The organism is Vibrio phycocola (genome assembly GCF_053850235.1).
Genome location: NZ_JBSQDJ010000006.1, coordinates 13,719 through 26,977, shown reverse-complemented (window position 1 = coordinate 26,977; position 13,259 = coordinate 13,719). Strand labels below are relative to the sequence as shown.

The window sequence follows — 13,259 nt, the reverse complement described above, 5'->3', positions numbered from 1 at the left end:
GTCAGCGATACCGCCAGCAACAGAGCGACTTGGAATCGAACACAAGCGCTCTGTTTAAGCCCTAATGGTGATGGTCATCGTTATGATGGTGATTATGTTGCTCTGTACTCTCAACTTTATTCTCAATAGATTGTTGTTCTATCTTATTCTTATGCGCATTGTTTGGTTCATCTAGAGCCATTTCATCCATTCTTTTTTCATGTAAATGGCTGTCAGTAGCATCCCCCATATCATGATGATGATCTGAACTGTTCGCCTCCGGTAAACTTAGTACTCCTAAACCATACCTATAAACCAGGTCGCCACCCTTATACGCTGTTACTGTGACTAGCCCCCACGATAAAACTAAAACTACACCGATAGGGAATAAGTATTTCTTTTTTAAAATTAAACTCAGTGTCGCCCCTAAAACAAAAACAAACGAAGTAATCAAAGCCCAATGTTGGTGATTTGACATCGCGGCGTGCGACACAGAGTCGTGTGTTACTGTGTTATAAGCATGATACCCAGTTAGCACAGTTGAGAATATGGCCAAAATACCTAAGATGTGAATCCATTTTCGAGTAAACCATAACGGACTAACATCGCTTGGTGCCTTTATCCAAATAATGCACTGAATGACGCCCGAGAGAGTTAATAACGTTACAGTAAAATGAACAAAAATTGGGTGCCAGTTCGGAATAATTTCAAACATAAACGCTCCTTTTTAAATTTTAATACTCGTTATATAGACTCATCTGCCCATCCTTATCAAAGGCGACAACGTTGAAGCCTTTAAAAGGCTGACCCGCAGGAGCCATACCAGGAGAGTGCTGAGGCATACCAGGTGCTGATAACCCTGAAATATTATCTGGCCGTTCAGCTAATAATTTTGCAAGATCTGCTTCGGGAACATGACCTTCGATCATATAGCCATCAATGACGGCGGAATGACACGAAACCAATTGACTCGGCATGCCAAACTCTTGCTTGACCGACGTCCAGTCACGTTGGTGATGAATGTTAACTTCATACCCTTTATCTTTCATGATGTTTGCCCATTCTGTGCAGCAGCCACAGGAAGGTGATTTGTATAATTCAATCGATGATTTAGCAAAAACAGATGTGTTCAGTATCATCGCTGATAAAACTAATGTTTTTATGTGGATGTTCATAAATTATCCTCGTGTTTCACGTATTTATTTATCATTAACTCAGAGAAAGCTAAGTCTAAGTAGTCACTTAAAAATTCAGTCCTGACTTTGGCAATATGTAGCCGTATGTCTGTATAAAAGCCCCAAAGAAGCCTTCTGGGGCTTTCATTATCAAAGTGTGATTTTTTTCACCATACCCGCTTCGGCATGACCAGGTAAATCGCATGCCAACTCTACGTTTTTATCGCCGTGGAAATGCCATAGTAACTGTCTCGCTTTTCCCGGTTTAACGACAACAGAGCCATCACTGTCATGAGCATTCATGTTTTTCATCATTTCACGAAGCTTGACGTGCTCCGCTGAACTGCCAATAGAAAATAGATGTTCAATCGAACCTGTATTCATGATGACAAACTGAACCACATCATTGGACTCAATCTTTACCTCTTTCTTAAAGCGGATTCTCTTATCATCTGACAATAGAACATGAACGACCTTATCTGGCTTAGCACCCATAGCCGGCATACCGACATCAGACATTCCTTCCATAGACATACCTGCATGATCCATTTTCATGTCGCTCATTTCAGAGTGGTTGTGCTTTTCATCAGCAATCGCAGTGCTAGAAAGTGTTACGAGTGCTAGAGTGATTAATGTCTTTTTCATAATAAACCTCAGTTTTGTATTCGTTAATTTTGTGCCGGCGATCAGGCGCATGTTGTATGTTGTTCGTTATTGCTTGTTAACTTCGCGCTGTTTCCAGAGCTTAAAGATGGCTGGAAGAACCAGCAGGGTGAGTACGATGGCCGAAGCCATTCCCCCAATCATCGGTGCTGCGATACGTTGCATCACTTCAGAGCCTGTTCCGGAGCCTTGCATAATCGGAATTAAACCGATAATGACCGTAAGAACCGTCATCATAATCGGGCGGACACGGAGCCCTGCACCTTCAACGATCGACTCTTTTAAGTCTTGTGACGTCAAAGGCTGCTTATCTTCTAGCAAGCCAAGTTTTCGGTGGTGCCATGCTTGATTGAGGTACACCAACATAATGACGCCTATCTCTACCGCAACACCAGATAAGGCAATAAAGCCCACACCCACCGCTATGGAGAAGTTGTAGTTGAGGTAGTGCATCAACCAGAGCCCGCCAACCATAGCCAAAGGCAGAGTGAGCATGATGATCATCACTTCACCAACACGTCTAAAGCTGAAATACAAAAGCAACATAATGATTGCTATAGTGACGGGAGTGACAACACTTAGCCGCGCCTTCGCTCTCTCCATGTATTCATATTGCCCAGACCAAGCAAGGGAGTAACCAGGCGGTAAAACCAATTGTTCAGATACTGCTTGTCTGGCTTCAGACACATAAGACCCTAGATCTCGGTCAGCAATATCAACAAATACCCAACCGTTCGGGCGCGCATTTTCAGTTTTAATCATCGGTGGCCCATCTTCAAAACGCACATCTGCAACATCCGCGAGTGCAATTCTGGCTCCACTTGGCGTAACAAGAGGAAGGCTTTGAAGTTTCTCTAAAGAATCTCGATATATCTGGGGATAGCGAACATTGATCGGATAACGCTCCAACCCTTCTGTTGTCTCTCCAACATTCATGCCACCAATCGCGGTTGAGATGACTTGCTGGACTTGGTTCACACTCAGACCATAACGAGCGGCTTGCTTGCGTTGAATATCAATGGTGACATAGCGACCGCCAGCTACACGCTCGGCATAGACCGACGCAGTACCTTCAATATTATTGAGAATCGGCTCCAGCTCTAAACCAATTTGTTCAATCACGTTAAGGTCCGAACCTGCTATTTTTATCCCGATCGGCGTTTTAATACCTGTCGACAGCATATCGATACGAGTTTTAATCGGCATGACCCAAGCATTCGTTAAACCGGGAAACTGGATCAAACTGTCAAACTCTTTCCGTAAGGATTTCGTTGTCACTCCTGCGCGCCACTCCTCCTTAGGTTTAAATTGAATGACAGTTTCAATCATGGTGAGTGGTGCCGGATCGGTTGCGCTTTCAGCTCGTCCTACTTTGCCCCAGACACTCTCCACTTCGGGGACTGTCTTAATCAGTTTATTGGTTTGTTGCAAAAGCTCACGAGCCTTACCAATTGAGATGCCAGGGTAGGTGGTTGGCATGTACATCAAGTCCCCTTCATCTAATGGAGGGATAAATTCGCTACCCATTTTAGTAATCGGAACATACGCCGATGACATCAAAGCGAGAGCGATTACCACCATAGTCTTTGGAAACTTAAGACTGACATTCAATACCGGTTTGTACATGGCAATAAGAAGACGATTCACTGGATTCTTGTGCTCAGGTAGAATGTTACCTCGAACGAGATACCCCATTAACACGGGAACTAGAGTGATCGACAATCCAGCAGCAGCAGCCATTGCGTAGGTTTTCGTAAACGCCAGTGGCGAGAACATTTTCCCTTCTTGCCCTTCTAGCGCGAAAACCGGAACGAAGCTTAGCGTAATGATCAGCAGCGAGAAAAATAAGGGAGCGCCCACTTCTTCCGCCGCTTTGCCAATCACCTGCCATCGATTTTTATCGGTTAATGGCGTTCGCTCGATGTGCTTATGTACATTTTCAATCATGACAATAGCACCATCAACCATCGCTCCAATGGCGATAGCGATACCACCAAGTGACATAATATTGGCATTGATACCCTGCCAATGCATCACGATAAACGCAGACAAAATACCGACAGGCAAGCTGAGCGCAATGACTAACGAGGAACGAATATGGAACAGGAAGAGAGCGCATACAATGGCAACGACAATAAATTCTTCAGCCAGCTTCTCCCATAGATTTTCTACCGCCTTATCGATAAGCGTGGAACGATCATACGTCGCCACGATCTCTACGCCTTCTGGCAAGCTTGACTGCAGTTCGGAGAGTTTCTGTTTTACGTTGGCAATGACTGAACTAGCGTTTTCACCAAAACGCATCACGATAACACCTCCGACGGCTTCTCCTTCGCCATTAAACTCAGAGATACCACGACGCATTTGTGGACCTAAGTTAATATCAGCAATATCACCCAACAATAAGGGAGTCCCCTTTTCCGTCACCTTGAGTGGAAGCGCCTTGATATCTTCGATCCCAGATAAATACCCTGTTGTTCGGACCATATGTTCGGCCTCTGCAACTTCGATTACCGATGCACCAGTCTCCTGGTTTCCCATCTTAATCGCATTGTTTACCTGCTGAAGCGTCAAGTCGTAGGCACGTAATCTGGCTGGATCGATTTGTACCTGATACTGCTTGACCATCCCACCGACAGTAGCAACTTCAGAAACGCCCTCAACCGTTTGTAACTCGTATTTTAAGAACCAGTCCTGATAACTGCGGAGTTCAGACAGATCATGCTGACCCGTTTTATCTTGTAGAACATAACTGTATACCCAACCCACACCAGTAGCATCTGGCCCTAGTGTGGGCTTAGCATTGGCGGGAAGGTTCGGGGTAACTTGGCTTAGATATTCCAGTACTCTAGAACGGGCCCAATACATATCCGTGTCATCATTGAAGATGATGTATACATAGGAGTCTCCAAAAAAAGAATAACCTCTCACCGTTTCTGCTCCCGGCACAGCCAGCATCGCCGTAGTCAGTGGGTAGGTGACTTGATCTTCAACAACTTGGGGGGCTTGTCCTGGATAATTTGTTTTGATGATGACCTGAACATCAGAAAGATCTGGCAGAGCATCAACAGGTGTATTTTTAACACTAAACAAACCAGCAAACACCAAAAACACCGTAAAAACTAAAACAATAAAGCGATTGTTTAGCGACCACCTTATAATGGCAGGAATCATTGTTTACCTCCTACCAATTCTAAAGCGGTTAGCTTGGGTTCATTGCCCGATTTATCAATTAGAAAACGAACCATTTGCCCTTCAGAAAAGGGGGATAAATCAACTTCGTGATCAACAGAAAAGTTCATTTCACCCGCTTGCCAGCTCCATTCCACTACAGGCTCATGACTTACTGTCAGCATATCGAAGTCGGCCATAAGCATACTGATCTCACCATTAACCCATAATTCATTGGCAACCACAGAATCATCGACTGTAAAATCCAGTATTTCATATTGACCAGAGTCGGTTTTCTGAATTTCGAACTCAATAGACTGGCCCGACTGAACAGTTTCAATATCGAGCCCTTCAGCAAAAGTAAAGTTCATGACCATGCCCGGCCATTGCCATTCTTCAACGGGCTGATGATTAATCGTTGCCATCCGATGTCCGACCATCATGTCGGTGATCTGACCTTTAGCCCAGACGCTTGGATTTTCAGCATCGACTCCATTGACCCGTTCAAGTTCGGCGCTCTGACTGGACTCAGAGTCGAGCATAAACTGAGCAGACGTGACAACACTATCTCCCTCTACAAGCCCAGCCAAGACTTCGATGAACTCCCCCGCTTCTCTACCTACTTCAATTCGCGCAGAGCGGTATTTTCCTTCCCCTTCAGATAATACTACTCGAGTCATTCCTCCTGAGCGAATAACTGATTCTCTTGGAATAGTCAGCACTGACTCATCGGATTCAGCCTGAAGAGTCACACTGGCAAACATGTTTGGTTTAAGCGCACCATCCTCGTTTACGAACTTTAAACGTACTCTCAGAGTTCGTGTTTTTGCATCAAGAATGGGATAGATGAAATCGACGTTCCCTTCCCAGTTTCGCCCCGGTAAGGCGCTTAAAACCATGTTGGCGTTACTCCCTACATTGATCCAATGAGACTGACGCTCAAACACCTCCACATCTACCCACACCTCATCTAACGGCCCAGCGCTTATCACGGTTTGGGCTGGAGAAATATAGCTCCCTTCTCGAATATTCAGCTGAGCAATTACGCCATCGTCTGGCGCTTTTATCGCAACATTCTGGTCAGCACGACCTTTTTTAACAATTTGATTAATTTGGCTTTTATCTAACCCTAAGGCGATCAAACGCTCTTGAGCGCCATTAACCAAACCTTTACGACCAGAGCGATAAGCATTGAGTAATTCTTCTTGTGCTTTCACCAATTCTGGAGAATAAAGAGTAAATAGCACGTCACCTTTTGATACCTGCTCACCAACCGTGCTCACATCCAACGTTTCGACCCAACCACTGACTCGACTGTTGGTTTGCCATAAGCGGCTTTCGTCAAAGTTGATGTATCCGACAGTATCAATTTTCGGTAGCAATTTATTTTGAGAGGCATTAGCAGTTTTTACCCCAAGGTTATTTTCAACGGCTGGGTCAATCTTGACCGTTCCTTTTTTCAGGTTGCCCCCTGAGTCCTCTTCATAGACAGGGATAAGATCCATTCCCATCGGAGATTGACCGGGTTCGTCTCTACGATAGTTGGGATCCATTGGTGCGACCCAATAAAGAGGTTCCTTGGCATCCGAGCTCATCGCTGAACTTGATGCCATCTCATGACTTCCCAATAAGTATTGATTCCCGGTAAAACCAATCACACCACCGATCAGCAGTGCTAGGGTTGCAATAGGGAGTGATTTCATAATTTATTATCCTCTAAGTCATAAGCTGCGCTGAGTTCAGTGACATTTTGGTCATACTGATTAAGTACATAAGCAAGTTCATTTTGGGTATTATTGAGATCAGCAACTAACCGAGCTTCTTCTTTTGCAATCATCAATTCATCTCTTAGCGCAGTAATAAGCTCACTAAACTGAACCGTGTTATTTTCGTACCCCCGTTCGGTCGCCTTAGTACGCTCTTTTGCTTGTTTAACCAATACGTTTTGATAACGTTGAATACGTTCCTCCAGATTGTGTTTATCCGAAATAAGCGTGTTTGCTCTAGCATTCATCTGAACTAAAAGAAGGTCTTTTTGCGACTTAGCCGCACCTGCCTGATGTTGAGCAGCGGCGTATTTTCGGTCCTGTTTTTTATCGGTGAATAAAGGAATGTCCATGGTCAGATACGCGCTGACTAAATCCGATGCTGGCTGACCATTCATTCCGTTTGCTTGTCTGTAGGCATACGCTACTTCAACACCAAATTGAGGCGTGTAAGACTGCTCAGCGATAGACACTTGAGTTTCTTTACGTTGAATATTTTGTTCCGCGGCTTTGACTTTCGGATGGGAAACCAGCAAATCATAAAATTCCGTTCCACCTGACTGCAGTGTTTTGTCCAGTTCAACGAGGGAGCTCCATTGAGTGCTTTTAGCATTACTCACATCTATCTGACGAACATATTCGGCTTCTACCCACTCAGAGAGTTGTGCACGAACACGCTGCTGCATTTGCCGATTTTTCTGGAGTTTCTCATCGAGTTGACTGACCTGAAGCTCCGCATAAAGCAAGTCTTGCGTCTCGCTTTTACCGAGAGAGTAGTTGGTCTCAATGAACTGGGTCATTTCTAGCATGAGTTCACGCATTTCTTCGGTAAGCTCATTTGCCCGGATCAGATATCTAAGCTCTATCCACAGTTGCGTAATGCTTTTTGCGATATCAAGTTTTCGCAGCTCCGCCTGATAACTGACGACCTGAGCCTGTTGCTCATATTGCTTTTTGGATAAATCAAGCGTCGCGCCACGGCTGAACTGCTGAGACAGCCCAACAGAGATATTGGTCATGGCATCGTCATCGAATTGAAAACTGTCGACAGGCAGGCCACCTACACCAAACTTTACCTTTGGATCCATCAAGGTTGCGCTGGCAACACCAGTTTCCTTAAGCGATAAGGCTTGTGAGTTAAGCTGAACGAGTCCCTGATCACGGGACACCGCGAGCTCAATAATGTTACTTAGAGTAAATTGACCTTCACTGGCATAGGAAGGTGTCAGCACGGCATTCAATGCAAGTGCTAACGCAATTGGTTTAATGTTCACTTTGAATTCCAATCGTTTACTGATGCAAACAGTTAGCCGAAACCAATAGTTTGCAAATAGAATAAGTCACACGGGAAAACCGCGTGAAACGAAAACGATGACCTTATGTCACCAATTGGAATTTAAACGATGGGGGGCCGAAATAAAGCGCTGGCGATAGAGCTAACGCGACTTCTTGATTCTTTCGAAATGAGGACAAGATCTGGGGTTTGTGATAATTCGTAGGCAGGAGAGCTAATAATAGAATAACTGGTGACACAGCTAGTGTAACAACACTGGTGATCTGACATCACACTGTCTTCACTACAACACTCTTGAGCGTTATCAACCACAATGTCATTAGCAGTGACGCAATGTGATTCGGCCATATGCATAGACATAGTGCCATGACTTTCAGTAAGCATTTGCAGAGGCATAAGAGGGGCACTACTTACTGCGCTAGAAAGCATAAAGGCTACTAACGTCAATATTGTTACCCAAACTGTGCGCATTCTTTGTTGCATCACAAACTCTTAAATTCTACTAAACACGGTAAATAGTCTATTAACACTTGCTGGTTGTCAAGAAAAAGCGGTTGCTGGAACTCGTAGGCTCAAAAGCAAAATGACGAACGGTCGATAATATTATTGAACTAACTTGGAAATGGACAGAAGCTTCTTAGAGTATCAATTTAAATTAGCAAAATACGGATAATTTAAATTGATACTCTACAAACCAAACATTCTAGCCGTGAACAAAAAAGATTACTGAAAAGTTATTAATGCTTCACAACCCGAAGTAGAGCGGTTACTAATTGAGAAGATCCAATGATATCTGCGACATAAATCTTCAACGATGAGTAATCCTAACCCATGTCCATCTTGGTTAGATGCTTCATTTAAACCCGAACCATTATCCCTAATAGCAAATGAGTCTACGGATACTTCTAGAGTTATTGTTCCCTCCGGAGTTGCGGCGATTGCGTTCTTCAATAAGTTTCCTACGACCATGTTAAGCACGGCTGACGCAGCCTTAATCGATGGGCTTTGGAGGAAAGTCAGTTCAACATCGATATTTTTATCTTTTGTTTGAGCACTGTTGAGTTCAATGATGTTCTCAAATTCGTCTTTGCTTACCTTTCTTTCAACGGTTTCATCTTCACTACGCTCATAGCGCACAAGCCCTAACAATGCATCAACCATCGTGGTCATCTGTAATGTAGCTTCATTGATACGAACCACCTGTCTCTTTTGAAATTCTTCTGACACCTTTCGCTCTAGCAATTTACTTGCGCCTTTCACAATGGTTAAGGGGGTTCTCAATTCATGGCTGGCATAGCGGGCAAATGCCTGTTCACGCTTTAACAAACTATGAATATCATGCCGATATTGATTAAGCTGATCTGCTAAAATCTGAAACTCACTGGCACCACCTGTAGGAATATAAAATACATGGGCGCTATTACCGCTTTGTTCGGTTAATTGTTCTATCAAATGATTAATAGGAGTTATCAGGCGTTGTGTTAAACGATTCAACAATAATCCAAAGACGAGCAGTAGCCCAGCAATACTAGTGACCACTATAAGACTGGCATACACTATGTCATATTTACCAAATTCAATTTGATTGATATCAGATAACAATATAACGGGTTTTCTTTCTCCATTATTTGTGTAGTAACCAAAGTAAAGCATGAGTGATTCGGTTCCATATCCGACTTCACCAACATAAGAATCTCCGCCTTTAAAGTACTTATGGAACCTTGAAGGAACCAAACTAATATCATTATAGGCATGAGTGAGAACGTCTATGGAGATTTCTCCATTTTCTCCATCCATAAATCGCTGTATTGCCTCATTCTTATCTAGTTCAATGCGACGCTCCCCAACTTTATCTTCAGACCAATGTAAGACAGCAAAAAATATAATGTAGCTGACTAGTCCCATGACAAGAGCGACAATCGTAAAAAATATCCTCAATTGATTCGTTAAGGTGCGAGTGCTGGTTACACCAGATTGCTTCACTATGCTTTCTCCAATCGAAAACCAACTTTGGGAACCGTAATCAACATGGAGGTAGCAAATGGCTTATCTAATTGAACTCGCAACTGATAGATATGACTGCGCAATATGTCATTACTAGGTTCATTGTCTTGCCAAAGCATATTGGTAATCTCATTACGCGTGACAACATCAGGAGCACGTAGGCAAAGAAACTCTAGTATTGAGTAAGCCGTTGGGTTTAAATTAAGCGCAATACCTTCACGATAAGCTTTATGGGTCTTCTGATCGATATATAAGTTACCAAACATTAATTGCGTTTCTGTCACTGTGCGTCGGTAGCGTTTGATTAACGCTTCTAATCGAGCGGCTAGAATGTCGAGATCGAACGGTTTAGTTAAGTAATCGTCTGCTCTATATTTAAAGCCATTTAACATATCATTCCGACTATCCAATGCAGTTAACATCAGCACTGGAGTTTCGTTCCCAGCATCTCTAAGCTTCTCGCAAACCGTTAAACCGTCCATGCGTGGAAGCATAAGATCTAGAATGATGGCATCAAACTCAATTTCTAAAGCGAGTTTAAGACCGAGTTCTCCATTGTCGGCATAATCAAGTTCAACTTCTCCACTTTCAAAGTAGTCAAACAAGATCCCAGCAACTTCCCTATTGTCTTCAACTATTAACACTTTTTTCATATCAACTCATTCTTTATCTTATGCATAACGGATAGTTATATGCTTAATTCTCAGAGATCTTGATAAACCTAAAATACTCGCACAGATCATGATTACTCGTATAGATACGATATATTGATAGGAATGGCCTTTTTAAGCAATTTGACTCGAAGCTTTTGTTCGGGCCATAAATGGGGCACTATTTCAACGGCCTTTACTTTCACTATTATTTATCGACATAGAATACCACCCTTTTTGATAAGCCATACTACCAAAATTAGCATAGGCATGCGCTTCCTTGGTCAAGGCTTGATCAAGCCGAGTCTCTATAAGTTGTTTACCTTCTACCAAGAAAGTTCTTGGTGTTTTATCAGGTTGAAAAATTACTGCCTTACCATTTTTAATATACGCAAAGTTCTTATCATATTGCAGCATTGCTCTCAATTGAGAATCATCTAATGGCTTAGTGAAGTCGTTACCCACCATTGGGTGTTCACCAGAAGCTCCTATCACTGACAGTAGTGTTGGGGCAAGATCAATCTGACTTGCTAGCCGAGCATCCTCTCTATGCTCCACATCGTTGCCAAAAATAACAGCAGGAATATGGAAGTGACCAACGGGGACTAAACTCGCACCAGACACACGGGAGTCATGATCAGCAACGACTACGAATATCGTATCTTTCCAGTATTCAGATTGTTGTGCCTTTTCAACAAATTTTCCCAAAGCATAATCAGAGTATTTAGCGGCATTGTTACGAGTTTGTTTTTGACTGTCGTACTGTGAAATTTTGCCATCTGGATAATCGTACGGAGAATGATTTGACGACGTAAATACAAGACTAAAGAATGGCTTACTTTGTTTATGTAGCTCGACGAACTCTTTATCCGCTTGAGCATATAAATCTTCATCAGATGCGCCCCAAGAACCGTTAAAATCTATTTTGTCGAAATCACTACCTTGAACAATATCTTGAAAACCATTACCTAAAAAGAATGTCTTCATATTGTCGAAATGCGCTTCGCCACCGTAAATGAACTGTGTGTGATATCCCTGCTCACCAAGAAAACTGGCTAAAGTAAAAAAGTTTTGCTGAGATTTACCTAACTTAACAACAGAGCGTGCCGGGGTTGGGGTAAAGCCAGTCACAACAGCTTCAATCCCTCTGACAGAACGCGTACCTGTCGCGTATAAGCGGGTAAAGTTCCATCCCTCATCCATAATTTTGTCCAGGTTAGGAGTCAGTGGTAATCCTCCCAATTTTCCTACGTATCTCGCCCCCAAGCTCTCTTGCAACAAAATAACTAAATTCTTCTTACGATTGGGAAAACTAGAGGTATGCATCGTTTTCGTTGGAACAAGAGGATCAGAGAAATCAGCATGTGAATTTTGTAAAGTGCTACGAACTTGATCAAGCAGCTCATCTTTCTCTATAGCGCCATAAAATTCAGCACTCGACATTTCATTTTTTGCTTGTTTCCACGCAAATGCTACTGAATAAGCAGAATTTAAGCTGAGATCATTTAACAAGTGATCCGTTGAAAATGCCACAAATGCAGGGTTTATCGGGCGGTGCTCCAACGTACCACGAGCACCTAGAATAAGAAGGCAAGCAACAGCAAGTTGAATCGTCACTTGCTGTAAGAGCGCTCCTTTGGTCTCTGTAGGCCAAACTATATCGAACATTTTACTTAACAATCGGGCTGCGATGAATAGCCCTGCTACGGTGACCAAAATTTCGATTTTGTAACCCGAAATCAACATCGAAAAGACTTCTTTTGGGTAGACCAGATAATCGATAAACAATCGGTTTGGACGCAAGTCATATTCAAGAATAAACGTGGGAGTAATCAGTTCAAAGAACAAAAACAACATGCTGCCACCTACTAAGTAAACTTTTAGAGGCACGCGAAGGTGGTGAGTTACTTTTAGCAATGTAGCCAGCAATATCAGCAATAATGCTGGTATTAGCAAATAACACACTGACGAAATATCAATGCGAAAACCACCGAGAAAAATTTGGCCATAGTCAACAGAAGCAAACGCACGCTCACTCTGCCATAACGAAAGCATCAATCGCGAAGTACTCAATAGTATTAAATCGATCAAAGCGAAATAAAGTAATGGCATAAGAGGGCCAATTTTAAATTTCGAAAAAATATTATTCTGTGCTGATATTAACGCAACCATAAAACCGTCCCCCAAATAGCCATCGAGCAAACCATGCTCAATAGTACTAAAGCAGAGCCAATGTTCTTAGCTACGCCAGATAACGAGTGATACTCCGACCCTATCCGATCAACCACAGCTTCAATTGCGGAATTTACCATTTCGGCAAGCAGTACTGACACCATGCCCAACATAACTAATAAGGTATGCATAGCTGGAAAATTCTGCCAAAATGCAAACACGGATAGAGGTACAAAAAGTATTAGTTCTTGTTGGAAGGCCGCTTCGTTTTTACAAAGCCATTTGAAGCCGTTATAGCTATGGACAAAGGTATAAATAATACGATGAATACCTTCACGTTTAATGATGATTTCTTGTTGCATGTTTACATTACTCTATAAAATGG

At 42.8% G+C, this 13,259-nt stretch carries 11 protein-coding genes; all 11 read right to left on the bottom strand.

What is annotated here, in order from left to right; genetic code table 11:
• Positions 1 to 61 precede the first annotated feature (61 nt).
• The 11 genes from ACWU4D_RS09020 to ACWU4D_RS08970 all read right to left on the bottom strand — a co-directional run bounded on the left by ACWU4D_RS09020 (position 62) and on the right by ACWU4D_RS08970 (position 13,236).
• Positions 62 to 694 (bottom strand): DUF2231 domain-containing protein, encoded by a 633-nt coding sequence (locus ACWU4D_RS09020; RefSeq protein WP_456051089.1) that lies wholly within the window; start codon positions 692 to 694, stop codon positions 62 to 64.
• 19 nt (positions 695 to 713) lie between these two features.
• Positions 714 to 1,154 carry a DUF411 domain-containing protein gene (locus ACWU4D_RS09015; RefSeq protein ID WP_456051088.1) on the bottom strand — a complete coding sequence of 147 codons (441 nt, stop codon included), beginning with the start codon at positions 1,152 to 1,154 and terminating at the stop codon, positions 714 to 716.
• Between the two features lie 150 nt (positions 1,155 to 1,304).
• Positions 1,305 to 1,799: a copper-resistant cuproprotein CopI gene (gene copI / locus ACWU4D_RS09010; RefSeq protein ID WP_456051087.1), complete on the bottom strand. Its 495-nt coding sequence runs from the start codon at positions 1,797 to 1,799 to the stop codon at positions 1,305 to 1,307.
• Between the two features lie 66 nt (positions 1,800 to 1,865).
• Entirely contained in the window at positions 1,866 to 4,991 is a 3,126-nt protein-coding gene (locus ACWU4D_RS09005; protein ID WP_456051086.1) for an efflux RND transporter permease subunit, read from the bottom strand.
• A complete protein-coding gene (locus ACWU4D_RS09000) occupies positions 4,988 to 6,691 on the bottom strand; it encodes an efflux RND transporter periplasmic adaptor subunit (RefSeq protein WP_456051085.1) in 1,704 nt (567 codons plus the stop codon). Before ACWU4D_RS09000 ends, ACWU4D_RS09005 begins: the two co-directional genes overlap by 4 nt.
• Positions 6,688 to 8,022: a TolC family protein gene (locus tag ACWU4D_RS08995; RefSeq protein WP_456051531.1), complete on the bottom strand. Its 1,335-nt coding sequence runs from the start codon at positions 8,020 to 8,022 to the stop codon at positions 6,688 to 6,690. The genes ACWU4D_RS09000 and ACWU4D_RS08995 overlap by 4 nt, the downstream gene beginning before the upstream one ends.
• A gap of 128 nt (positions 8,023 to 8,150) precedes the next feature.
• On the bottom strand, positions 8,151 to 8,531 hold the full coding sequence (locus ACWU4D_RS08990) for a hypothetical protein (RefSeq protein ID WP_456051084.1): 381 nt from the start codon (positions 8,529 to 8,531) through the stop codon (positions 8,151 to 8,153).
• 240 nt (positions 8,532 to 8,771) lie between these two features.
• Positions 8,772 to 10,031 (bottom strand): sensor histidine kinase, encoded by a 1,260-nt coding sequence (locus ACWU4D_RS08985; RefSeq protein WP_456051083.1) that lies wholly within the window; start codon positions 10,029 to 10,031, stop codon positions 8,772 to 8,774.
• The gene (locus ACWU4D_RS08980; RefSeq protein WP_456051082.1) at positions 10,031 to 10,705 is read right to left on the bottom strand and encodes a response regulator transcription factor; all 675 of its coding nucleotides are present in this window, start codon (positions 10,703 to 10,705) and stop codon (positions 10,031 to 10,033) included. The genes ACWU4D_RS08985 and ACWU4D_RS08980 overlap by 1 nt, the downstream gene beginning before the upstream one ends.
• A 183-nt stretch (positions 10,706 to 10,888) precedes the next feature.
• A complete protein-coding gene (locus tag ACWU4D_RS08975) occupies positions 10,889 to 12,874 on the bottom strand; it encodes an LTA synthase family protein (protein ID WP_456051081.1) in 1,986 nt (661 codons plus the stop codon).
• Positions 12,862 to 13,236, bottom strand: coding sequence for a diacylglycerol kinase (locus ACWU4D_RS08970; protein WP_456051080.1), 375 nt, complete (start codon positions 13,234 to 13,236; stop codon positions 12,862 to 12,864). The genes ACWU4D_RS08975 and ACWU4D_RS08970 overlap by 13 nt, the downstream gene beginning before the upstream one ends.
• Positions 13,237 to 13,259: the final 23 nt, after the last annotated feature.